The organism is Zongyangia sp. (assembly GCF_965361945.1).
In genome coordinates this window covers 1-23,294 of record NZ_CBDTOK010000026.1, presented here as the reverse complement: position 1 = coordinate 23,294, position 23,294 = coordinate 1, and the positions used below count along the sequence as shown (strand labels likewise).

Genomic DNA, 23,294 nt, shown 5'->3' with positions numbered 1-23,294 from the left:
GCCTCCTTATTTTACCTCTGTCATGCCAACGGAGTTGTCCGTTGGTTTTTGGAAAATAGCTATAATTACAATATATCAGCAGTCCAGTTTTTAGTCAACTGCTAATTGCAAAAGCTTATGGTATTGTTTATAATAATAGTATCCAAAATAGGTGCAAATTTGATAAATTTTTTGAAAATAATTTTTAAAGATATTTTTTCAGCTTTTGAAGCAATTTTGATCAGGGGGTATTATGAGAGTACACTTTACCACCCTTGGATGCAAGGTCAATCAATATGAAACTCAAATTCTTGCCCAATTGTTTTCCCACAATGGCTTCGATGTGACGGATTCTCCCGACGGTGCCGACGTCTATGTAGTCAATTCCTGTACCGTCACGGCTACTGGGGACAAAAAGACCCGGCAGTCCATCCGGAAGATGAAGCGGGAGCATCCCGGCGCTTTAGTAGTCCTCACCGGCTGTTATCCCCAGGCTTTTCCCGAGGAAGCCGCAGGGATCACCGAGGCGGATGTCATCACCGGCTCCTATAACCGCAAAAGTATTTTTCCCGCCCTGCAAAAGGCAATGGCCACTGGAGAGCGGGTGGTGGACATCACCCCCCATGCCAAGGGAGAGGCTTTCGAACCCATGTCCGCCTCCTCCTTTATGGAACGAACCCGGGCCTTTGTCAAAATCGAGGATGGCTGCGACCGGTATTGTTCCTATTGCATTATTCCCACTGCCCGGGGGCCTATCCGCTCCAAGCCTTTGCAGGAGCTAAAGACAGAGCTTTCCGCCCTTGCCCAAAATGGCTACAAAGAAGTCGTGTTGGTGGGCATCAACCTTTCCTCTTATGGCCGGGATCTGGGATGCCGGCTTATCGACGCGGTGGAACTGGCCTGTTCCATTGACGGTGTCAAGCGGGTGCGGCTGGGATCTTTGGAACCGGAGCTTTTAACCGGCGACGATATCCGGCGGATGGCCGCACAGCCTAAGTTTTGCCCTCAGTTTCACCTGTCTCTGCAAAGCGGCTGTGATGAAACCCTCCGGCGGATGAACCGGCACTATGACAGCGCCGAATATCTGCGGATTGTCGGCGATCTGCGCGCCCACTTTCCCAACTGTGCCATTACCACCGATGTCATGGTGGGCTTTCCCGGCGAAACAGAGGAAGAATTTGCCGCTTCTCTGGATTTTGTCCAGCGGGTGGAGCTTGCAAAAGCCCATGTCTTCGCCTATTCTATCCGTCCTGGTACCCGGGCGGCCTCCATGGAAGGGCAGATACCCACCAAGGTCAAGGAGGAACGTTCCCATCAGATGATGGCCGCCGCTGCTAAAACCCGCAAAGCCTTTCTGGACCGGCAAAATGGGCTGATCGAACAGGTCCTCTTTGAGACAGGCCATCATGGTGTCTATGAAGGCTATACCAAAAACTACACCCCTGTGCGGGTATCCTCCCCCATCAGTCTGCAGGGTTCTCTTCATCTTGTAGAGATCGGCGGCAACGACGGGGAAACCTGCGAGGGAAAATTATTGGAGTAAAGGCAGGCGCCTTTTCATACAAAACGCTAAGTCTCCCTATCCTTCCCCTAGGCGGGAGGCTTTTTCATCCCAAATGAAAACACGATAATAGGAGAGTAACAAAAATGGCTGTTTATCGCATCTATGTAGAGAAAAAGCCCAAATTCGCCGTCGAGGCAGATTCGGTACTCCAGGATCTGAAAACCTCCCTGCTCATGGACAGTGTAAAAAGTGTCCGCATTCTCAATCGGTACGATGTAGAAAACATCGATGAAACCGACTTTGAAAACGCTAAGCACACCGTTTTTTCCGAGCCGCAGGTGGACACCATCTCCGCCGGATTGCCTGTCATTTCCCAAAACGACAGGATTTTTGCGGTGGAATATCTGCCGGGACAGTACGACCAGCGAGCCGACTCCTGTGCCCAGTGTATCCAGATTTCCACCCAGAAGGACCGTCCTCTGGTCCGTACCGCTCGGGTCTATATCCTCTCCGGCCCCATTTCCGATCGGGAGTTTGCCCAGATTAAACACCATCTCATCAACCCGGTAGAAAGCCGGGAGGCCAGCTTGGATCTGCCGGACACCCTCCAGATCCCCTATGACATTCCCACCACAGTGGAAACCCTGGAAGGCTTTATCCACCTGAACAAGCAGGAGCTTGCAGATTTTGTGAAATATTACGGTCTTGCCATGGATGAAGATGACATCAAATTCTGCCAGGATTACTTTAAAAATACCGAACATCGGGATCCCACCATCACTGAGATTCGGATGATTGACACCTACTGGTCCGACCACTGCCGCCACACCACCTTCCTCACCAACATTGACGACGTGGAAATCCAGCCGGCTTATATTAAAGAGACCTACGATACCTACCTTCACTATCGGGATGAGCTTTACACCAAACAGGGCAAGAATAAGCCACAGACCCTCATGGATCTGGCGGTCATCGGCGCCAAGATCCTGAAGGCCCAAGGAAAACTACAGGATCTGGATGAGTCGGAGGAGATCAACGCCCGCTCTGTCAAAATTAAGGTGGACGTGGACGGAAAGCTGGAGGACTGGCTCCTCATGTTCAAAAACGAGACCCACAACCATCCCACCGAAATTGAGCCCTTTGGTGGCGCGGCCACCTGCTTGGGCGGCGCTATCCGTGATCCCCTCTCCGGCCGCAGCTATGTCTATCAGGCCATGCGGGTCACCGGCGCCGCGGACCCTCTGGTCCCTGTCTCCGAAACCATGGAGGGCAAACTTCCCCAGAAAAAGCTGGTGGTGACAGCCGCCAATGGCTACAGCTCTTACGGTAACCAGATCGGCCTTGCCACCGGGCATGTAGCCGAGGTCTATCATCCGGGCTATGCGGCCAAACGGTTGGAGATCGGCGCGGTCATCGGCGCTGCTCCGGAAGAAAATGTGGTGCGGGAACGTCCCGCCCCTGGCGATATCATCATCCTGCTGGGTGGCCGCACCGGCCGGGACGGCTGCGGTGGCGCCACCGGCTCCTCCAAGTCCCACACCCTCCAGTCTCTGGAAACCTGCGGTGCAGAGGTCCAGAAGGGCAATCCTCCGGAGGAGAGAAAGCTGCAGCGGCTCTTCCGGGATCCCAAGGTCACCCGGATGATCAAGCGGTGCAACGACTTTGGCGCCGGCGGCGTTTCAGTAGCCATCGGAGAATTGGCGGACGGCCTGCGGATCAACCTGGACGCCGTGCCTAAAAAATACGACGGCTTAGACGGCACAGAACTTGCCATCAGTGAAAGCCAGGAGCGGATGGCCGTGGTCGTCGATAAAATGGATGTAGACGAATTTATCGCCGCCGCTTCCAAAGAAAACCTGGAGGCCACCGTTGTTGCCGTGGTAGAGGAACAGCCCCGGCTGACCATGGAATGGAACGGCAACGTCATCGTTGATCTTTCCAGAGAATTTTTAAATTCCAACGGCGCTTCTAAACATACCACCATGAAGATTCCAGCTCCAGAAGTTATTGCTGGAGCAAAAGCATATATCGGCGACACCACCGGTAAGTGGTGCGCGCACTTAAGCCAGCTCAACGTCTGCCAGCAGAAAGGCTTGGTGGAACGCTTTGACTCCACCATCGGCGCCGGCACCGTACTCATGCCCTATGGCGGCAAACGGCAGCTTTCCCCGTCCCAGGCCATGGCCGCTAAGCTGCCTGTCCTTTCTGGGGAAACAGCCACCTGCTCCATCATGGGTTGGGGTTTCAACCCTGACCTAAGTGCCTTAAGCCCCTACCATGGAGCCATGGCGGCGGTCGTAGAATCCATCGCCAAGGTCATCGCCGCCGGCGGCAGCTATAAACAGTGCTGGCTGACCTTCCAGGAATACTTCGAGCGGACCAAAAACGATCCAGAGCGCTGGGGTAAGCCGATGTCCGCCCTGCTGGGAGCTTTGAAGGCCCAGCTGGAGTTGGGCTGTGCCGCCATCGGAGGCAAAGACTCCATGTCCGGTACTTTTGAAGATCTGGATGTCCCCCCCACCTTGACCTCTTTTGCTGTATCTGTGACCAACACCAGCCATATCGTTTCCACCGACTTTAAGGAGGCTGGACACAACGTCTGCCTGATCGCTCCCCGCTATGACGACAACCACCTGGTGGACTTTGACGATCTGAAATCCATCTGGAACCAGGTAGAAGCCGCCATCAGCGCCGGACAGGTCAAAGCGGCCTGGGCCCTTTCCTACGGCGGCGTGCCTGAGGCTGTCGCCAAAATGTGCTTCGGCAACGGCCTTGGCTTCCGCTTTACCGACGGCAAAGCCGCCAGCCTGGATATTTCTGAGTATTGGGATGGCCTCTACGGCGGTTTCCTCCTGGAAATGGCCGAAGGTGCTCCGGCTGTGGGCAAAGTTATCGGTCAGACCATCTCCGAGTATCGCATCGAAACCCCGGATGGCGTCGTGGATCTGCAGCAGGTGCAGGATGCCTGGCAGCAGAAGCTCAACCCTGTCTTCCCCTGGACCATTACACCTCGGACAGAAGCTGTAAAGCGTTTCTCCTTTACCGCTTCCTCCTGGCCTGCACCGGCCCAAAAGGTGGCCAGACCTCAGGTGCTGATTCCCGTATTCCCCGGTACCAACTGTGAATACGACATGGCCCGGGCCTTTGAGCGGGCGGGCGCCAAGCCGGAGATCTTTGTCATCCGCAACCTGACCCCCTCTCAAATTGAGGATAGCGTGGCCCAGATGGCCAAACTCATCGGCGAAAGCCAGATCATTGCCATCCCCGGCGGTTTCTCCGGCGGTGACGAGCCGGATGGCTCCGGCAAGTTCATTACCGCTTTCTTCCGCAATCCCTCCATCAAAGAGGCGGTTCACACCCTGCTGGGACAGCGGGACGGCCTGATGTGCGGTATCTGCAACGGCTTCCAGGCGCTGGTCAAACTGGGGCTGATTCCCTTTGGTGAAATCAGAGATATGGACGAAAGCTGCCCGACCCTTACCTATAACAAAATCGGCCGACACCAGTCCATGCTGGTTCGCACCCGCATCGCTTCCAACAAATCTCCCTGGCTGATGCACACCAAGGTGGATGATATCCACACCATCGCCATCTCCCACGGCGAAGGCAGGTTTATCGCCTCTGAGGAGCTTTTGAGCACTATGGAGGCCAACGGACAGATCGCTACCCAGTATGTGGATTTTGACGGCAATCCCACCCTGGATATCCGCTTTAATCCCAACACCTCTGTCCACGCCATCGAAGGCGCTACCTCTCCTGACGGCAGGGTCTTCGGTAAAATGGGCCATTCAGAGAGATACAGCCTAGGTGTATTCCAGAATGTCCCCGGCGATTTTGATCAAAAAATGTTCCAAGGCGCCGTGGATTATTTCGCAAGATAAGTGTTTTTGTGACAACATTATGTATCATTAGATAAAATAAAAACCCAGCGTATAAAATACGCTGGGTTTTTTGTTTGTCTCACCGGAATCGCGTAAAAGATTTCAAAAAAGATAAGGACTTCTTAAATAATTTTGAAATTTTTACCTGAGCCATTCACAGGACCACAAAAAACAAGTATACTGTTTGACATACCTTATTTTCGTCCTATCAGAATCAGAAAGAGTCGGAGGAAAACAATAAAAACTTGGCAACATCGAGACCCGCGGGCTGGACGGTACAGAAAAAGTCCCTCGGTTGGGGGCAATATCCCGCATTGTGAGCGTTTGCACCGCTTGACCCAGCGCAGAGGGCTCTCTCACTTTGTTTTCAAAGAAATTGTCCCGGCGGGACATTCATAGTGTATGCGCAAAGTCGCAAAAATTGCAAAGAAAATGATGGTGTAATATCTGTCCAAAAAATACAGATATCTGTATTTTTTCAGACCGTTTCACCAGAGAAAGGCCGTTTTGTATGTCATCTGAAAAAAAGCAACGCCGGCTTACGCCTTGGCAGATTGTGGCCCTTGTCCTTGTCATCGTCGTCCTCATCGGTGCCACAGTGGCTGCATTTCCCTTTGTTTCTTCCCTGGCAAAGCCAGAAAATCTGGAAAATTTTAAAAATACCCTGCGTTCCTTTGGAATTGGCGGTTTCTTTATCATTTTAGGGCTGCAAATCCTGCAGGTGGTTCTCGCTGTCATCCCAGGCGAACCCATTGAATTATTGGCAGGCGCCATGTTTGGCACCTGGGGTGGGCTTCTCACCTGTTATCTGGGATTGCTTCTAGGATCCGGAGGAATTTTTTTGGCTGTGCGCAAATTTGGTTACCCCTTATTGACCAAATTTGTCAGCGAAGAAAAATTGCAAAGCTACAAATTTTTGCATAACACCACCCGGCTGGAAACCCTGATTTTCCTCTTGTTCTTTATCCCCGGCACCCCCAAGGATGTGCTGACCTATGTGGCGGGGATTACCCCCATCTCGATGGGGCGTTTTCTCCTTCTTTCCCTCTTCGCCCGGATCCCTTCGGTAATTTCCTCCACCTTTATCGGTTCCTCCTTCGTCGAGGGGAACATCCTAACCTCCGTCCTGGTCTTTGCCGGGGTGGGAATAATCGGTATTGCCGGCATTTTCATCCACAAAAAAATGATGGCCAAGCTGCAAAAGAAAAGTAAATAATATTTTTTCTCCGAAAAAGGAGGGACATGATGTCCCTCCTTTTTTATCGCTTTCATATCTCTGTCATCCGTAAAGCCGGTCTAATCAATAATTTTCCAAACGGCGCTGTTTTCGCAGGGCATGGCGTTTAGCTCCTGCCTCCCATTCCTGCCGCTCCTCCTCCGTCTCTAAAATAAGCCGAGGCACCGGCACCGGATGTTCATTTTCATCCAAGGCTACAAAGACCAGGTAAGCACGGTTGACCATCTTTCGATTGCCGTCCAGACTTTCCACAAAGGTGTCTACCCGTACCTCCATGGAGGTACGGCCCACATAGGTAATCCGTCCCGACATGAAGATGGTGGAGTTGACATGGGCAGCCGCCTTAAACTGGAGATTGTCCACCGAAGCTGTAGTCACGTTGCAGTTTGCATGCCTTCTCGCCACCACGGCGGCTAATACGTCGATCCACTCCATCAGCACACCGCCAAAAAGCCGCTTGTAACCGTTGATATGCTGGGGCATAAGAATATGGATTTGTTCTGTATAAGAATCGGAAACTCTTTTTTCTGCTTGCATTCTGATCTCCTTCCTTTATTTTGATCGCCGGCCCGGCCTGTGTCCGCGCCCTTTTGGGGGGCGTTTGCGCACCGAATAGCCAAAGGTCCCCAAACGCTCTCCCAGGCCGTAGTAGGTACCGTGCGCGTATCCCACAAGTCCGGCACGTTCCAAATGGAGCTTTCCCTCTTTGTCAATCAGGCTTTCCTCCACGTCCATGGCCAAGATCTCCGCTAGGAACATGTGATGGGTGCCAAGCTCTATGATTTCTTTGACCTGGCATTCCAAACTCAGGGGGCTTTCCCCCAAAACCGGCGCCGACACCTTCCCGGCCGGAAGGGCCGTTAGACCGCAGGCGGCCAGTTTATCCATATCCCGGCCGCTTTTAACCCCGCAAAAGTCGGCGGCGCGAACCAAAGCGGCTGTCGTCAGATTGATGACAAATTCCCCCGACTCTTTGATCAGGCCATAGGAGTATCGCTGGGGGCGGATGGATACATAGGTCATGGGAGGCTTTGTATTGACAATACCGGTCCAGGCCACGGTGAGGACATTGGGCTGTTCCACACTGCCGCAGGTAACAAGGGCCGGCGGCACCGGTCCCAGAAGGGTCCCCGGATTCCAAAGGACCTTACCCATGGCCTCTCCCCCCTTTTTTTAGTCTATGAAACAGGTTCACAGCTGCTTCCCGTTTTCTTTTTGTCTGCTGGGGATCTGGAAAGTAATCCTTTCCGTCAAAAAGGAGCCAGTCCCCTTCCTTGGCGCCCTGCGGGAGAAGGTCCACCGGGATTTCCCGCCGTGTACCGTCCTCCTCCTGGCAGACTGCAATGGTTCCTTCTATGCGGTCGATACCTATAGATTGCACCAAAAATTCCTCCTTACGCAGCTTTTTGAGTTTCCACCGCTATATTTTCCCCGTCGGTCAGAAAGGCAATGGAACCCTCCCAATCCGTGCGGTGGACTTCAACCCCCATGGCCGCGAAACGGGCAAGGGTCTCCTCATGGGGATGTCCGTAATCATTGCCCTCCCCACAGGAGATGGCCGCAAAACTGGGGTTTACTCGATTGAGGAACTCCTGGCTGGAGGATGTGCTGCTGCCGTGATGTCCCGCCACCAGCACGTCGGTGGAAAGGTCTTCCCCGGAAGCCACCATATCATCCTCTGCTTTCTTCTCAGCATCCCCGGTGAAGAGGAAGGACCGCTCTCCGTAAGTCATCTTCAGCACTGCGGAAATATTGTTGAGATCATCATACTCCTGAAGCGGGCCCAATACCAGAAAGTGGGCGCCACCCACATCGAAGGAATCCCCAGGCTCTATTACCGTAAGCTCCAGCCCCTGATCCTTGGTAGCAGTGAGCACATCCTGGAATGTCTTGGTGGTGGGCATGATACTGTCAGGAATGTCAGGCATCATGACCTGTGTGACCTGCATGTTTTCGATTATGTCATCCGCACCGCCAATGTGGTCGGAATGTGGGTGCGTCCCCACCAATACATCGATGGTATCCACGCCCTGGCTTTGGAGATAATCCATCACTACAGAGCCCTGATCGTTTTCTCCCGCGTCGATGAGCACATTGCCGCCATCGGTTTTGATCAGGATGCTCTCCCCCTGGCCCACATCGATAATGTGGACGGAGATGCCGTCCTCCATATCGCCGCCGATGACCGACTGGCTTTCGCTCAGCCCAGCCTTTTGGAAAATGTCGTCCCAGGTGGGCATGGGAAAGGGCAGCTGTGTATGAGACGCCACCGTCACCAGGATACAAAGGAGGGCCAAAATCCCCCCAATGAATCCAAGAAGGGTCCGCCGCTTTCTTCTGTATCGGCCCACCTGCTATCCTCTCCCCCTCTTCTGCCGGTTCTTTTCTCTCCGTTGGTTCCCTCTTTGGGAAGTATTGCCCTGCCGTCCTCTGCCATTTTTCCCTTTGGCCGTCGTCTTCTGGGCGGCCTGCGCCTTATACTTGGCATTGGGATCATAGGGGGCGCTGACCAGGCAGCCCGGCCCTTTTCCAATGAGATCCTCCCGGCCGGCGGCTTTTAAGGCTTTGATGACAAGATGGCGGTTTTGCGGCTTAAAGTATTGCAACAGTACACGCTGCATCATCTTTTCTTCCGGCGTACGGGGGACATACACCGGCTTCATGGTGTTGGGGTCCAATCCGGTATAGAACATGCATGTGGAGACGGTACCGGGCGTGGGATAAAAATCCTGCACCTGCTCGGGATGGATGTTGTTTTTCTTGAGAAAGAGGGCCAGCTGAACCGCGTCTTTCAGGGTGGAACCAGGGTGGGAGGACATGAGATAGGGCACCAGATACTGTTCCTTCCCCGCCCTCTTGGTTGCGCGGTAAAACTTTTTTTGAAACTCCTCGTAGGCGGAGATATGAGGCTTGCCCATCATGTCCAGCACCCGGGCGCTGCAATGCTCCGGAGCCACTTTGAGCTGGCCGGAGACATGGTGCTCCACCAGTTCCTCCAAAAAGCGGTCGTCTTTATCCCGGATGACATAGTCATACCGGATACCGGAGCGGATGAACACCTTTTTGACCTTGGGCAGCGTCCGGACCTTCCGCAATAGCTCCAGGTACTCGGTATGATCCACCTGCAGGGCAGGACATGGTTGTGGCGCCAGGCATTTTTTGCCCTTGCAAAGCCCTGCCTTCTCCTGTTTTTTGCAGGAGGGATGGTGGAAGTTGGCGGTAGGGCCGCCAATATCGTGGATATATCCTTTAAATCCGGGAAGCTGGGTCAAAAGCTTCGCCTCCCGCAATACCGATTCCTCACTGCGGGTGGTAATATACCTTCCTTGATGAAAGGCGATGGAGCAGAAATTACAGGCGCCGAAGCAGCCCCGGTTGTGCGCAATGGAAAACTCCACCTCTTTGATGCCGGGAACACCGCCTAATTTCTCATACTCCGGGTGATAGGTACGGCAGAAATCCATGGCGTAAACCCGGTCCAGCTCCGGTGTGGTTAGGGGCAGACTGGGCGGGTTCTGCACCAGGTAAAACTCCCCATCCTTTTGGATGACAGCCCGTCCTGTTACATGGTCCTGCTCGTCGATCTGGATCTTGCAGGCTCTGGCATAGGTTTGCTTATCCGCCCGCACCTTGTCAAAAGAAGCGCAGGAGACCGCATCGGTAGGCAGTTCAAACTGGCGGCAAAGATAGCAGGTGCCTCGGATATCCCGAAGGGAGGAAACATCCTCCCCGGCGGAAAGCCTCCGGGCGATTTCCTCCGTCTGATGCTCACCCATGCCAAAGGAGAGCAGATCGGCACCGGAATCCACCAGAATAGAGGGGCGGACCTCATCATCCCAATAGTCATAGTGGGCAAACCGGCGCAGCGACGCCTCTAGTCCGCCCAGGATGACAGGGACATCCGGATAAGCCTCTTTGATGAGCTTTGTATAGACGATAACCGCCCGATCAGGACGGCGTCCCGCTTTGCCGCCGGCGGTGTACTGATCGTCGCTGCGCTTTCTCTTGGCGGCAGTGTAATGGGCCACCATAGAGTCAATATTCCCCGAAGTGACAAAAAATCCGTACCGAGGGCGGCCTAAACGGGTAATGTCGGTGAGGTTTTTCCAACTCGGCTGTGGAATGACCCCTACCTTGTACCCCAGGCTCTCCAAAAGCCGGGAGATGATGGCGATGCCAAAACTGGGGTGGTCGACATAGGCGTCGCCGGTGACGCAGATAAAGTCCAGTTCATCCCAGCCACGGGCCGCCATATCCCGTTTGAAAATGGGTAGAAATTCAGCCATAAAACGCTCCTATTCCTGGTCGCAAAGAGCGGCGAAGTCGCTCCGCCGCTCTGCTATTGTTTTCGTCCATGTTCCATTTACTCATCCCGCTGCAGGTTCATTTCAATCCACTGCTGCCGTGTCATCAAAACCTGCCGGGGCTTGCTGCCCTCAAAGGGGCCCACCACACCCCGCTGCTCCATCTCATCGATGAGCCGGGCCGCCCGGGCATAGCCCAGCTTCAGCCTTCTCTGCAGCAGGGAGGTGGAGGCCTGTCCGGCCTCGATCACACATTCGATGGCTTTGGGAAGCATCTCGTCCTCCTCAGAGAAGCCGCCTCCATCGCCGCCGCTGTTCTTTTCCGCCACTGCCTGCTTTTCGATTTCCTCCATGACATTCTCGTCATAGTCGGCGTCCTGGGCCTCCTTGACAAAGGCCACCACCCGTTCCACCTCGCTGTCCGAGACATAACAGCCCTGGACACGAAGGGGCTTGGACATACCCACAGGATAAAACAGCATATCGCCCCGGCCCAAAAGCTTTTCCGCGCCGCCCATATCCAGAATGGTGCGGGAATCCACCTGGGAGGAGACGGCAAAGGCAATTCGGCTGGGGATGTTGGCCTTGATGACGCCGGTGATAACGTCTACCGAAGGCCGCTGGGTGGCGATGACCAGATGCATTCCCGCCGCCCGGGCCATCTGGGCCAGACGGCAGATCGCGTCCTCCACCTCGTTGGGAGCGGCCATCATCAGGTCTGCCAGCTCGTCGATAATGATGACAATTTCCGGCAGGGGTTTAAAGTCCTCTTCTTCCTTGGAATTTGCCAGCTTATTAAATCCCTTGAGATCCCGGACACCGTTGTCGGCAAAAAGCTTGTACCGGTTTAGCATCTCATTGACCGCCCAGTTAAGGGCGCCGGCGGCTTTCCGGGGATCGGTGACCACCGGAACCAGCAGATTGGGGATGCCATTATAGACGCCCAATTCTACCACCTTGGGGTCCACCATCAAAAGTTTGACCTCGTCCGGGGTCGCCTTATAGAGCAAGCTGATAATAATGGAGTTAATACACACCGATTTACCGGAACCGGTGGCGCCGGCGATGAGCATATGAGGCATCTTTCCTATATCTGCTACGGCAATATTGCCGGAAACATCCTTGCCCAACGCAACCGTCAGCTTACTTTTGCTGTTTTCAAACTCTGGGGAATCAATAATTTCCCGAATGCCCACAATCCCCACATGCTTGTTGGGCACCTCGATGCCCACCGCAGGCTTTCCGGGGATGGGGGCCTCAATGCGCACCCCGGCGGCGGCCAGGTTCAGTGCAATATCGTCGGCCAGGTTGGTAATCTTGCTGATCTTGACCCCGGGGGCGGGCTGCAATTCATAACGGGTCACCGCCGGGCCCCTGGCTATATCGATAATACTGGCCCGGACACCGAAGCTTTTCAGGGTCTCGATGAGGATTTCCCCGTTTTGCTGCTCATTTTCATCCCCAACCCGGGCAGGTCCCGGCTCCTTGAGCAGGGTGATGGGAGGCTTGGGGTGAACAGGGGCAACCGCTTCTGTTACAGCCCCGCCTAGGTCGAACTGGAAGCCATCGTCCTTTGCCCCCTCCTTCTTCACCTCCACCGGCGTATCCTCCACCTCAAAGGGCGGGATCGAAGGCTCCTGGGATTCCGGCTGCCGCTCCTCCGGCGCGTCTAAAAGCTCCACCGGGTCCGGCGCCTTGATGGGAGGCAGCTCTTCCACCATCTCCATCGGCTTTTTGGCCGCTTCCTCCCGGGCTTTTTCGTTTTCCCGGCGTTTTCTGCCACTTTCCTGCGCCTGACGTTTGAGCAGCTCCGCCTCTGCCCAGGCCTGTTCCTCTTCCACCGTCATGGCGGCAGCTCCAGTGCCTTTAGGCGCTTCCACCGGATGGGCCGGCATATATTTGGACTCCTTATCTAAAGGTACGTCGATGTTAAAGGAGCCTTGCGCTGCCCGCTCCTCCTTTTCCTGGGCCTTTTCAATATAGGCTTGCTCCATCTTCTTCACCGGCTTTGCCGCTGTCTTAAACAGATCAAACAGGGTAAACCCGGTCAACACCATGAGAAAGACAAAGATGAGCAGTACAATGACAATACCCGCGCCTACACTGCCCAAAAGGGAGGTCAAGGGCAGGGCGAATAGGGCGGAGACAAGCCCTCCGCCGGACAGGGTCTTGCCCTGCTCAAACAGAAAGCCCAGCTTATCCCACAAGCTTTCTCCTTGGACCACATTGTCCCCAAAGACCTGGGTAGCGGCGCAGATGAGCAGGAGAAGCACCCCTGCCTGCCACACCTTATGGCTGAGAAGCATGTCCTTTTTATCCATGGTCACCACAATGGCAATGACAATGCAAATAGGGCCGATGAGCCAAGCGCACCAGCCAAAGAGGCCGAACATCCCGTTATGTATCCAATTCCAAACGTTCTGTCCCTCGATAAATGACAGGCATATAAACAGCAGACCCAGGGCAAACAGGATGATGGCGCCAATCTGTTGCCGGGCCCGGCGCTCCTGCTCCATCTTGGCCCGCTTTTGTGCCGCAGTCATCCGCTTGGCAGGCGGCTTTTTCTTCCCAGTAGCAGAGGAACGGCTCTGGGTTTTTCTTTTTCCAGTTGAACTTGCAGGCATGTGTGAATCCCTTTCCTTTATGGACTTCATAAAGACAACCATAGCGCCGCAGGATGCTCCGGCGGCGCTGTGTGTCTTTTTCTATCACGTCAATCAATTAAATCCAGCCAAAAAAGGCGGCGATATTCTGTCCCAACGCCATTTCGATGAGAGCCACAATAATTACTATGGCCCCTAGAATCAGGGTATAATAAGCAAAAATCTTAAACTTATTCTCTTTCAGCAGCCACTGGACCATCTTGATGGCCAGAAAGCCCACCACAGCGGAGACAACCACGCCAATGATTAAGGGGCCGATCCCAATGCCTTGGGTTCCCTCCTTCACCGCGTCGCCCAGCTCTACCAAATTGGCGGCCAGTACAGCAGGGATGCCCATGATAAAGGAAAACTTGACCGCATATTCTTTTTTCAGCCCGCACATCAGCCCCGTGGAAATGGTGGAGCCGGACCGGGAGACGCCGGGCAGCGGCGCAATGGCCTGTGCGATACCGATAGCTACCGCATCGGCATAGCGCATGTTTTTCGCAGTTTTACGGCCATCCATCCGCCGGTCTGCAAGGAAGAGAAGGGCCGCTGTAATCAAAAAGCAGATGCCCTCCGCCAAGATGCTGTTATCCGCCGCAAGGCCCGCATAGAAGTCGTTGAGAAGCAGATAGGCCGGAATCAACGGAATCAGGGAGACGATGAGCAGAAGAATCATTCTCCGGTAAGGGTTGAGCTCCTTCAGCTTAAACCGGCCCCGGAAGATATCCCCCAGCATGAGGAAAAACTCCACAATCAACCGCTTGATGGTAGGCCAAAAGGCGATAAAAACGGCAATGAGGGTGCCAAGGTGAAGCATGATGGAGAAAAACAGGCCAGATTCCCCGCTCACACCGGTAAAATGCTGAACCAGGGACAGGTGCCCCGAACTGGACACCGGCAAAAACTCGGTCAGGCCCTGGACAATGGCCTGAAAGATGGCGTTAAGAATGGACAAAGCTGTTACCTCCTATGTAGCGGCCCTCAAAGAGCCGTGTGTTGGGGATCAATGTTATCAATGAGCACCTGCTGTCCCGGCGCGAATCTGGGATTTAAATAAGCGGCCGGATCGGTAGAAACCAAACGGGAGATGGTCATACTCCTGCCCTGGAGCACCCCCAGGACCAAATGGCCCTCTACCCGGGCGGCAGTGCAGCAATAAGCGCTCATTTCGGTGGGAAAAATCAGTTCCGCAGGCTGGGTCGTATGAAGGATCATGCTTGACCGCCTCCCTTGTTTTCCTGAGAAGACGACTTTTCTCCCGCGGAATTTTCTTCTTCCTGGGACTCAATCAACTCATACAGGCAGGAGATTGCGTCGGAAAGGCCTCCCAGATGGTCGATAAGCCCTTCTTCCACAGCGGTCTCACCGTCGAGGACGGTGCCAACATCCATGACAAGCTCCCCTGTGTTCATCATCAGCTCCCGAAAACGTTCTGGAGAGATGTGGGAATTGTCGGTGACAAAGCTTACAATCCGCTCCTGCATCTTGTCAAAATAAGAGAGGGTCTGAGGCACACCCAGCACCAGCCCGCTCATCCGCACCGGATGAACTGTCATGGTAGCAGAAGGCGCAATAAAGGACTGTTTGGCGCTGCAGGCCAAAGGTACGCCGATAGAATGTCCCCCTCCCAGCACCAGGGAAACGGTGGGCTTTTTCATCCCGGCGATGAGTTCCGCAATGGCAAGGCCCGCCTCCACATCGCCGCCAACGGTGTTGAGGATGATCATGAGCCCCTCGATCTGGGGATCCTGTTCAATGGCCACCAGCTGAGGAATTACATGCTCGTATTTGGTGGTTTTATTCTGAGGCGGCAGGATATAGTGCCCCTCGATCTGCCCTACCACGGTGAGACAGTGGATGACATGTTTGCCGCCCACCGGGGTCACCGAACTGGTCTCAATGATCTGGGACTGCTGGGCCGACATCTTATCGTCCTGGCTCTCCTGTTCGTCCTGCTGTTCCTCCCCATCCTCGCTGTCGGCACCGCTGCTCTCTGCTTTCTTCTCTTCCTCTTTAAATATTTCTTCCTGTGGCATTCTTCCACCTCCGCTTTTACAGTCTTACCTTGCTAGTATTGGCTGCAGCGGGCAGATTATCCCATCTTTTATAAAAGAGAAGCCGGTGCCTTTCCTCCGCAAAATTTGCTGATATGTTTTCATTATAGACTACCTTTTATCTATATGTCAATTTGCGTCTTCTTAATATTCTTTTTCATTTTTCCGAATCTATTTTTCTTTGTGGCAAAATTACCGCCTATTTTCTATGAACCCCCGTTTTCCCCTGATTTTATGCCAAATTCACAGTACTTTAACATGTTAAAACATTGACAATGTATAGGATATATTATAAAATGAAGTGTATCACTGTTGAGTTTATTCTCTGGAAAGGAGCGGTCAGTATGGGTTACACCATCGCTCAAAAAATTATAAAAAACCATCTGGTCGACGGACAGATGAAGGTGGGCGAAGAAATCGGCCTTCGCATCGATCAGACGCTGACACAGGACGCCACCGGCACCATGGCTTATCTGGAATTTGAGGCCATGGGGGTAGAACGGGTCAAAACCGAACGGTCTGTGGCTTACATCGATCACAACACCCTTCAGTCCGGCTTTGAAAATGCGGACGACCACCGCTTTATCGGCTCCATCGCCAAAAAACACGGCATCTACTTCTCCCGGCCGGGTAACGGTATCTGCCACCAGGTCCATCTGGAGCGCTTCGGCATCCCTGGCAAGACCTTGATCGGCTCTGACAGCCACACCCCCACCGGCGGCGGCATCGGCATGCTGGCCTTTGGCGCGGGAGGTCTAGACGTAGCAGTGGCTATGGGCGGCGGCGCCTACTACATCACCATGCCCAAGATGGTCCGGGTCAATCTGACCGGAAAGCTGCAGCCCTTTGTTGCGGCCAAAGACGTCATCTTGGAGGTACTGCGCCGTATGTCCGTCAAAGGCGGCGTCTCCAAAATCATCGAATACGGCGGCGAAGGGGTCAAAACCCTGACCGTTCCCGAGCGCGCCACCATCACCAACATGGGCGCAGAGCTGGGTGCTACCACCTCTGTCTTCCCCTCCGACGAGGTCACCAAATCCTTCCTAAAGGCACAGGGCCGGGAGGAGCAATGGGTTCCTGTCTTCGCCGATGAGGATGCCCAGTATGATGAGGTCATCGACATCAACCTGTCCGATCTGGTGCCCATGGCCGCATGTCCCCACAGCCCCGACAATGTCAAAACCATCGATGAAATCGGGCCCATCAAGGTGGATCAGGTCTGCATCGGCTCCTGCACCAACTCTTCTTATCTGGATCTCATGCGGGTGGCTGCTATGCTCAAAGGCAAAACCGTCCATCCCGATGTATCCCTGGCCATCGCGCCGGGCTCCAAACAGGTCTTTAACATGATCGCCCAAAACGGCGCTCTGGCGGATATGATCGCTGCTGGCGCCCGTATTTTGGAAAGCGCCTGTGGCCCCTGCATCGGCATGGGACAATCCCCCAATTCTGGCGGTGTTTCCCTGCGGACCTTTAACCGCAACTTTGAGGGCCGTTCCGGCACCAAGGATGCCCAGGTCTATCTGGTCAGCCCGGAGGTGGCCGCTGCTTCTGCCCTCACCGGCGTTCTCACCGATCCCCGCACCTTTGGAGAGGAGATCAAAATCGATCTGCCGGAGCACTTTCTCATCAACGATAACATGGTGGAGCCTCCTGCTTCTCCTGAAGAAGCCAAGGACGTGAAGATCCTTCGCGGCCCCAACATTAAGGAATTCCCCAACGCTGAACCCATCGCTGCGGATATCTGCGCCGATGTGCTTCTCAAGGTGGGGGACAATATCACTACCGACCACATTATGCCGGCAGGAGCCAAAATCCTGCCCTACCGTTCCAACATCCCCTATCTGTCCAACTTCTGCTTCGCCGTCTGCGACGAGCAATTCCCCGAGCGCGCCAGAAAGGCTGGGAAGGGCATCATTGTCGGTGGTCAGAACTATGGCCAGGGTTCTTCCCGTGAGCACGCCGCTCTCGTTCCTCTCTATCTGGGAATCAAAGCCGTCATCGCCAAGAGCTTTGCCCGTATCCACCGGGCCAATCTCATCAATGCAGGCATCCTGCCTCTGACCTTCAAAAATGAGGCTGATTACGATAAAGTAAGCCTTGGGGATAAGGTGGAACTCACTGGTATCCGGGACTGCATCGTGAATGATAAACCCGTGATCGCCAAGATGGGCGGCCAGGAGGTCGAGCTTGTTTGTGAGCTTTCCGGCCGTCAGAAAGATATTCTCTTGGCAGGCGGACTGCTCAATTACACCAAAGAGTCTGTGAAATAATCCTTGAAAACAAGGTGACACCAATCCCGTTTTGTTTGTGTCATAGCTGCACATATAAAAAGCCATATACGCGCGGCAGCGCGATCAGGCGGCAGCAGAATGCCGCCGCAAATTTGGAAATAGAAAGCAGGGAATCACATGGATAAGAAAATTGAAGCGGCCTTGGAAAAATACAAAGCCCTCATTGAAAACCAGCTGGCCCGTGTGGCCCGGATGAAGGCGGACACCGGCGCCGTAGATTACACCAAGCTCGACAAAATTGTCATCGGCGTCTGCGGCGGCGATGGCATCGGACCTGTCATCACAAACGAGGCACATCGGGTTCTGGAGTACCTGCTCCAGAATGAGGTCAAAAAAGGGCGGATTGAATTTAAGGTCATTGACGGCCTGACCATTGAAAACCGGGTCAAGGCCAACAAAGCTATCCCCGACGACGTGCTGGCGGAGCTAAAAAAATGCGACGTCATCCTCAAGGGCCCGACCACCACGCCCAGAGCCGGCGATCCCTGGCCCAACATTGAAAGCGCCAACGTAGCCATGAGAAAAGAACTGGATCTGTTCGCCAACGTCCGCCCTGTCAAGGTGCCGGACAAGGGGATCGACTGGACCTTCTTCCGTGAAAACACCGAGGGTGCTTACACTCTGGGTTCCTGCGGCCTCAATGTAGACGATGACCTGGCTTTTGACTTCACTGTCACCACCACCCAGGGCACCGAGCGCATTGCCAGACTTGCCTATGAATACGCTCGAAATAACAACAAGGGCAAAGTTTCCATCATCACCAAGGCCAACGTGGTCAAGACTACCGACGGCAAATTCCTGAAGATTTGCCAAGAGATCGGCAAGGAGTATCCTGATATCGTCACTGACGACTGGTATATCGACATCACCACCGCCAAGCTCATCGATGAAAAGCGTCGGAGAGACTTTAAGGTGTTCATCCTCCCCAACCTCTACGGCGATATCATCACCGACGAGGCGGCGGAGTTCCAGGGCGGCGTCGGCACTGCCGGCAGCGCAAACCTGGGCAACCACTACGCCATGTTTGAGGCCATCCACGGCTCCGCTCCCCGGATGGTCGCAGAGGGCCGTGACAAATACGCCGATCCCTGCTCCATGCTCCGGGCCGCTGTTATGCTTCTCTCCCACATCGGCTATCAGAAAGAGGCTGACAAGCTGGAGAAAGCTCTGGATATCTGCATGTATGAAGAAAAGAAATATGTGATTACCGGCCGTGACAACGGCGCCACCTGTAAAGAATTCGGCGACTATGTCATGGAAACCACCCAGAAACTTTAAAAGGCGGCGCAACCATGGCTAAGCATGAAAATGTCTCGCTGTCTGTCATCCGCAGGCTGCCCCGGTATTACCGCTTTCTAGGTGATCTTCTCAAAAATGGCGTCCACCGCATCTCTTCCAGGGAGCTCTCCCAGAAGATGGGGGTCACCGCTTCCCAGATTCGTCAGGATCTTAACTGTTTCGGCGGATTTGGCCAGCAGGGCTATGGCTACAATGTGGAGGCGCTGCATAAGGAAATCGGCTCTATCCTGGGAATTGACAGAGGTCTGGACATCATTCTGCTGGGCGCTGGTAACTTGGGGCGGGCTATCGCCTCCCATATGTCTTTTGATACCCGAGGCTTCAACCTCATCGGTATCTTCGACGTAAGCCCGGGGATTATTGGCCAGACCATCCGGGGTATCCGGGTTTCTCATGCCGATACTCTTCCGGATTTCTGCCGACAGCGGCACCCTAAGGTCGCTATGCTCTGTATTCCCAAAAATTCCGCCCAGGAGATTGCTGATAACCTGGTGGAGCTGGGAATCCGCGGTTTCTGGAATTTCTCCCACTATGATCTCGCCCTGGATTACGACAATATCGTTGTAGAAAATGTCCATTTGGGCGACAGCCTTATGACCCTATGTTATCGGGTGAACGAGGTATTGGATCAGGATAAAAAAGAAACGAAATAAAAAGAACAGCCGCCAGTGGCGGCTGTTCTTTTTATTAAATGAAACTATCTATTTGCCAACTCTTCCAGTCGGCGGCGGGAAAGGATCTGAATACCGCCCCGGGAAAGCTTTACTATCTCTTCGCTCTGAAACACCTTGAGCATCCGGGTGACCACCTCCCGGGCGGAACCTAGATGCCGGGCGATCTCTTCATGGGTAATGTGCAGAAGCTCACTTTCCTCGATGTTGGACTGCTCCAGCAAAAAAGCCGCCAGCCGCTTGTCAAAGCTGGAAAATAAAGCTTGCTCCAGAATCCACATGACGTCGGAAAACCGGCTGGCCACAAGCTGTGCCGTGTACTCCTTCACCACTGGGGAGGCTTCCGATAATGTCCGATAAATCCCGGTAGGGATAAGCAGCGCATCCGTATCCCGCTCGGCGTCAATATAGACCTCAAAATTGATATTGGGCATCATGCAGGAAGCTGAGAAAACACAGATATCCCGCTGAAACAAACGAAACAGGGTGATTTCCCGGCCGGTTTCTGAGATGATAAAGGTGCGCACCTGCCCGCTCTGGAGCAGATAGACGCCGGAACAGTCTGCATTCCCCGCATGGAGGCGGTCCCCCTTATGAAAGTGCTGGGGCCGGGTTTCCCGCAAAAGGGTATCCTGTTGCTGCCGGGTCAGTTTTTTCCAAAAGGGCAGGGCTTCCTCCATAAATAGGGAATCTTTTTCTTCGGTTATCACCTGCGCCACCTCCGCTGTGAAACAATGGAAGCTCTGCACCCGAATGGGTGCAGAGCTTTTGTTTTGGCGGTTATCTTTTCACCGCTTTTCTTCTATTGTATGATTTCACCGGGAAACTGTCAACGTCTATTCCGAAACCATATCCAGAATTGCATTTTTGCTTTTCACACCCACAGAGGTGGATACGACCTTTCCCTTTTTCATCACCACCAGGGTGGGGATGCTCATAACCTGAAAGCGCTGTGCAAGCTCCGGCTGTTCATCCACATTTACCTTGGCCACCTTGACCCTGCCTTCTACTTCTTCGGCCACCTCATCTACAATGGGGGAAACCATGCGGCAAGGACCGCACCAGGGAGCCCAGAAGTCGATGAGCACGGTTTCAGGGGCGCTTACTGCCTCTCTTTCAAAATTTTCTTTGGTTAAAGTATGTACTGCCATTATAAAAAGCCTCCTTATTTTATTTGTATATGGGGTGCTGTTGTTCTTATGGCCTTATTATATACAACGGCAGTATTTTATTCTGTAACTTGATCACATTTTCTTTATTCCATAGTTTTCCCGAAGAAAACCGCCGTCTTTTTGATTTTGTCCATGATTTGGCTAAACTGCTCAGGGCGCAGGGATTGGGCCCCATCAGAAAGGGCCTTTTCCGGACAGTTGTGGACCTCGATGATAAGGCCATCAGCTCCCGCCGCAATAGCCGCCATAGAAAGGGGCTCCACCATCCAGACAATACCGGAGGCATGGCTGGGATCCACCACCACCGGGAGATGGGTTTTTTTCTTGAGCATGGGAATGGCGGAAATATCCAGGGTGTTGCGGGTGGAAGTTTCAAAGGTACGGATGCCACGCTCGCAGAGGATTACCTTTTCATTGCCGCCGGACATGATGTATTCAGCGCTCATGAGCAGCTCCTCCAGGGTGTTCGCCAAACCCCGTTTGAGAAGGATGGGCTTATCAATATGTCCCAGCTCTTTGAGCAGCTCAAAGTTCTGCATATTCCGAGCTCCCACCTGAATCACATCTACATCCTCAAACAAAGGAAGATGGCCAATGTTCATGATCTCGGTGACAATGGGCATCCCTGTGCGTTCCCTCGCCTCCTTGAGCAGCTCGATTCCCTGGCCGCCAAGCCCCTGAAAGGCATAGGGAGAGGTGCGTGGTTTGAAGGCGCCGCCCCGGAGGATTCCAGCGCCCGCGTCTTTGACCTGGTCGGCGATGGTCATTAGCTGTTCCCTGCTTTCCACCGAACAGGGGCCTGCCGCCACCTGAAAATGTCCTCCGCCAATTTTCTTTCCCCGGATGTCAATGACAGTATCCTGGGGGTGGAATTTCCGGTTGGCGCTTTTGTAGGGCTCCTGGATGCGTTTGACCTGGGCTACCACATCCAGGGCCTGAATTTTCTCGATATCCACCTTGCTGGTATCTCCGACAATGCCAAGCAAGGTGGTGTTCACGCCCTGAGATTGGTGGATACTCAGGCCCTGGGCCTCCATATCCTGGATGAGCTGCTGTACTTTTTGAGGGGCCGCCTTTTCTTTGAGGATGATAATCATAACAAATGTCCTTTCTGCCGTATCTTGGGCTGTAGTTATTTCTAACTCTGGAAAAATAACAAAAGGCCGGTACTCTCTGCGAAAGTACCGGCTTTTTTATCGGGTGTCCCGATATTACCTCTGTTTGAGGAGGAACTGGTTATCTTCGCAGCACAACAAACCCGCGCCATAAAAATAGCTCAGGTAATACCAATAGGTATATGCGCTTGCGCTGCAAAGGGTCTGTCTCATGGATGTTCCTCCTCTTTTATTTGCTTTTATAGTATACCACTTTAAAGCGTTTGTCAAGTTCCAGCTTCAAATTATTGAATTCACTTGTTATTTTGTCCCATCCTTTTTATAATGGGACTAGAAAGCCGTGTTATTTTGCCCCGCCAAACGCCTTACGTAGGGGTTTAATGATGGCTGTGACAATGATGACGGCGATGATAGCCTCCGGCACACCGTTGATACCCACTACACCCATAATCACGCTAAACAGTGTGTCAAAGGGGATCTCCTTGGCCGCGGCGTAGCTTTGGCCGAAAAACACATAGATACCTCCCATAACCAGACCTGTGTTGATGAGGGACGCCACAGCGGCGCTGACTGCCGTTCCCACCAGCTGGTGCTTTCCCTTTCCCGCAATGGCACGGTAAAGGTATCCCGCCACCACGCCGATAAGGATGCGGGGCACAAAACAAATGACCAGGCTCCAGAAATTGCCGTTCATGTCTCCGAGGCTAAAAAACGGGGTGAAGACAAAGGATGTAGGTGTTGGGGAAAAGGTGTTGGTGAGCAGGCTGCACAGTCCGAAGACACCGCCTAAAATACCGCCCTGCATGGGACCCATTAAAATTGCCCCGATAATTACCGGGATGTGCATGGTGGTTGCCCTGGTAAAGCCCAAGGGAACAAAGCCTAAGGGGGTCAGCGCCAGCACCACTTCCAGCGCTATAAGCAGGGAAAGCTGCACCATTTTTCTCGTTCTTTCATTGGCTTGCATCGCCATTCCTCCTTGCTGCCGCTCCGCCTTGTCACGGATACGGCGCTATGTTTGGGGAACTCAGTCCCTGACAGAATGGGGGGCGTTTTTACAGTAAATGTGGTATAATCCATCCAGAGCCAGATGCTCGTCCAGGGTGATCTTCGCCCGGCAATAGGGCACGATGGCT

General features: G+C 53.6%; 19 protein-coding genes. 6 read left to right on the top strand and 13 right to left on the bottom strand.

The window, feature by feature from the left end; translation table 11 throughout:
- The first annotated feature begins 232 nt into the window (after window positions 1–232).
- The 3 genes from mtaB (at window position 233) to ACZ25G_RS01560 (ending at window position 6,580) form a co-directional block, all read left to right on the top strand.
- Complete coding sequence (gene mtaB, locus ACZ25G_RS01570) at window positions 233–1,522, top strand: tRNA (N(6)-L-threonylcarbamoyladenosine(37)-C(2))-methylthiotransferase MtaB (protein ID WP_463681307.1); 1,290 nt, start codon at window positions 233–235, stop codon at window positions 1,520–1,522.
- 104 nt (window positions 1,523–1,626) lie between these two features.
- Window positions 1,627–5,364: a phosphoribosylformylglycinamidine synthase gene (locus ACZ25G_RS01565; protein ID WP_463681306.1), complete on the top strand. Its 3,738-nt coding sequence runs from the start codon at window positions 1,627–1,629 to the stop codon at window positions 5,362–5,364.
- Between the two features lie 511 nt (window positions 5,365–5,875).
- Entirely contained in the window at window positions 5,876–6,580 is a 705-nt protein-coding gene (locus tag ACZ25G_RS01560; RefSeq protein ID WP_463681305.1) for a TVP38/TMEM64 family protein, read from the top strand.
- A gap of 84 nt (window positions 6,581–6,664) precedes the next feature.
- On the opposite strand, the gene ACZ25G_RS01555 is transcribed toward ACZ25G_RS01560, so the two are convergent.
- The 9 genes from ACZ25G_RS01555 to ACZ25G_RS01515 form a co-directional block, all read right to left on the bottom strand.
- Window positions 6,665–7,138, bottom strand: coding sequence for a hotdog domain-containing protein (locus tag ACZ25G_RS01555; protein WP_191483206.1), 474 nt, complete (start codon window positions 7,136–7,138; stop codon window positions 6,665–6,667).
- 15 nt (window positions 7,139–7,153) lie between these two features.
- Complete coding sequence (locus ACZ25G_RS01550) at window positions 7,154–7,756, bottom strand: flavin reductase family protein (protein WP_463681304.1); 603 nt, start codon at window positions 7,754–7,756, stop codon at window positions 7,154–7,156.
- Entirely contained in the window at window positions 7,749–7,982 is a 234-nt protein-coding gene (locus tag ACZ25G_RS01545; protein ID WP_463681303.1) for a DUF3006 domain-containing protein, read from the bottom strand. Before ACZ25G_RS01545 ends, ACZ25G_RS01550 begins: the two co-directional genes overlap by 8 nt.
- A 13-nt stretch (window positions 7,983–7,995) precedes the next feature.
- Complete coding sequence (locus tag ACZ25G_RS01540) at window positions 7,996–8,952, bottom strand: ComEC/Rec2 family competence protein (RefSeq protein WP_463681302.1); 957 nt, start codon at window positions 8,950–8,952, stop codon at window positions 7,996–7,998.
- 3 nt (window positions 8,953–8,955) lie between these two features.
- Window positions 8,956–10,887 (bottom strand): YgiQ family radical SAM protein, encoded by a 1,932-nt coding sequence (locus tag ACZ25G_RS01535; RefSeq protein WP_463681301.1) that lies wholly within the window; start codon window positions 10,885–10,887, stop codon window positions 8,956–8,958.
- Between the two features lie 77 nt (window positions 10,888–10,964).
- Window positions 10,965–13,529: an FtsK/SpoIIIE family DNA translocase gene (locus ACZ25G_RS01530; protein ID WP_463681300.1), complete on the bottom strand. Its 2,565-nt coding sequence runs from the start codon at window positions 13,527–13,529 to the stop codon at window positions 10,965–10,967.
- A gap of 97 nt (window positions 13,530–13,626) precedes the next feature.
- Window positions 13,627–14,508, bottom strand: coding sequence for an undecaprenyl-diphosphate phosphatase (locus ACZ25G_RS01525; RefSeq protein ID WP_463681299.1), 882 nt, complete (start codon window positions 14,506–14,508; stop codon window positions 13,627–13,629).
- A 26-nt stretch (window positions 14,509–14,534) separates the two neighbouring features.
- Window positions 14,535–14,768, bottom strand: a complete 234-nt coding sequence (locus ACZ25G_RS01520) for a YlzJ-like family protein (RefSeq protein ID WP_342681077.1) — start codon at window positions 14,766–14,768, stop codon at window positions 14,535–14,537.
- The gene (locus ACZ25G_RS01515) at window positions 14,765–15,478 is read right to left on the bottom strand and encodes a ClpP family protease (protein ID WP_463681319.1); all 714 of its coding nucleotides are present in this window, start codon (window positions 15,476–15,478) and stop codon (window positions 14,765–14,767) included. Before ACZ25G_RS01515 ends, ACZ25G_RS01520 begins: the two co-directional genes overlap by 4 nt.
- A gap of 473 nt (window positions 15,479–15,951) precedes the next feature.
- On the opposite strand from ACZ25G_RS01515, the gene ACZ25G_RS01510 reads away from it, so the two are divergent.
- The 3 genes from ACZ25G_RS01510 (at window position 15,952) to ACZ25G_RS01500 (ending at window position 19,853) form a co-directional block, all read left to right on the top strand.
- Window positions 15,952–17,880, top strand: coding sequence for an aconitate hydratase (locus ACZ25G_RS01510; RefSeq protein ID WP_191482904.1), 1,929 nt, complete (start codon window positions 15,952–15,954; stop codon window positions 17,878–17,880).
- Between the two features lie 138 nt (window positions 17,881–18,018).
- Window positions 18,019–19,179 (top strand): isocitrate/isopropylmalate family dehydrogenase, encoded by a 1,161-nt coding sequence (locus tag ACZ25G_RS01505; protein WP_191482881.1) that lies wholly within the window; start codon window positions 18,019–18,021, stop codon window positions 19,177–19,179.
- Window positions 19,180–19,193: 14 nt separating this feature from the next.
- Entirely contained in the window at window positions 19,194–19,853 is a 660-nt protein-coding gene (locus ACZ25G_RS01500) for a redox-sensing transcriptional repressor Rex (RefSeq protein ID WP_191482882.1), read from the top strand.
- 44 nt (window positions 19,854–19,897) lie between these two features.
- On the opposite strand, the gene ACZ25G_RS01495 is transcribed toward ACZ25G_RS01500, so the two are convergent.
- The 4 genes from ACZ25G_RS01495 to ACZ25G_RS01480 all read right to left on the bottom strand — a co-directional run bounded on the left by ACZ25G_RS01495 (window position 19,898) and on the right by ACZ25G_RS01480 (window position 23,125).
- Window positions 19,898–20,581, bottom strand: coding sequence for a Crp/Fnr family transcriptional regulator (locus ACZ25G_RS01495; RefSeq protein ID WP_463681298.1), 684 nt, complete (start codon window positions 20,579–20,581; stop codon window positions 19,898–19,900).
- Window positions 20,582–20,707: 126 nt separating this feature from the next.
- Window positions 20,708–21,022, bottom strand: coding sequence for a thioredoxin (gene trxA, locus ACZ25G_RS01490; protein WP_463681297.1), 315 nt, complete (start codon window positions 21,020–21,022; stop codon window positions 20,708–20,710).
- Between the two features lie 104 nt (window positions 21,023–21,126).
- Window positions 21,127–22,140, bottom strand: a complete 1,014-nt coding sequence (gene aroF / locus ACZ25G_RS01485) for a 3-deoxy-7-phosphoheptulonate synthase (protein WP_463681296.1) — start codon at window positions 22,138–22,140, stop codon at window positions 21,127–21,129.
- Window positions 22,141–22,501: 361 nt separating this feature from the next.
- Window positions 22,502–23,125, bottom strand: coding sequence for an ECF transporter S component (locus tag ACZ25G_RS01480; RefSeq protein ID WP_191482885.1), 624 nt, complete (start codon window positions 23,123–23,125; stop codon window positions 22,502–22,504).
- Between the last annotated feature and the right edge of the window lie 169 nt (window positions 23,126–23,294).

Coding starts and splice junctions, on each gene's coding strand:
- ACZ25G_RS01505 (WP_191482881.1), top strand. CDS start 18,019: ATGGATAAGAAAATTGAAGCGGCCTTGGAAAAATACAAAGCCCTCATT.
- ACZ25G_RS01510 (WP_191482904.1), top strand. CDS start 15,952: ATGGGTTACACCATCGCTCAAAAAATTATAAAAAACCATCTGGTCGAC.
- ACZ25G_RS01535 (WP_463681301.1), bottom strand. CDS start 10,887: ATGGCTGAATTTCTACCCATTTTCAAACGGGATATGGCGGCCCGTGGC.
- ACZ25G_RS01530 (WP_463681300.1), bottom strand. CDS start 13,529: ATGCCTGCAAGTTCAACTGGAAAAAGAAAAACCCAGAGCCGTTCCTCT.
- ACZ25G_RS01515 (WP_463681319.1), bottom strand. CDS start 15,478: ATGTCGGCCCAGCAGTCCCAGATCATTGAGACCAGTTCGGTGACCCCG.
- trxA (WP_463681297.1), bottom strand. CDS start 21,022: ATGGCAGTACATACTTTAACCAAAGAAAATTTTGAAAGAGAGGCAGTA.
- ACZ25G_RS01555 (WP_191483206.1), bottom strand. CDS start 7,138: ATGCAAGCAGAAAAAAGAGTTTCCGATTCTTATACAGAACAAATCCAT.
- ACZ25G_RS01550 (WP_463681304.1), bottom strand. CDS start 7,756: ATGGGTAAGGTCCTTTGGAATCCGGGGACCCTTCTGGGACCGGTGCCG.
- ACZ25G_RS01500 (WP_191482882.1), top strand. CDS start 19,194: ATGGCTAAGCATGAAAATGTCTCGCTGTCTGTCATCCGCAGGCTGCCC.
- ACZ25G_RS01560 (WP_463681305.1), top strand. CDS start 5,876: ATGTCATCTGAAAAAAAGCAACGCCGGCTTACGCCTTGGCAGATTGTG.
- ACZ25G_RS01520 (WP_342681077.1), bottom strand. CDS start 14,768: ATGATCCTTCATACGACCCAGCCTGCGGAACTGATTTTTCCCACCGAA.
- ACZ25G_RS01480 (WP_191482885.1), bottom strand. CDS start 23,125: ATGCAAGCCAATGAAAGAACGAGAAAAATGGTGCAGCTTTCCCTGCTT.
- aroF (WP_463681296.1), bottom strand. CDS start 22,140: ATGATTATCATCCTCAAAGAAAAGGCGGCCCCTCAAAAAGTACAGCAG.
- ACZ25G_RS01565 (WP_463681306.1), top strand. CDS start 1,627: ATGGCTGTTTATCGCATCTATGTAGAGAAAAAGCCCAAATTCGCCGTC.
- mtaB (WP_463681307.1), top strand. CDS start 233: ATGAGAGTACACTTTACCACCCTTGGATGCAAGGTCAATCAATATGAA.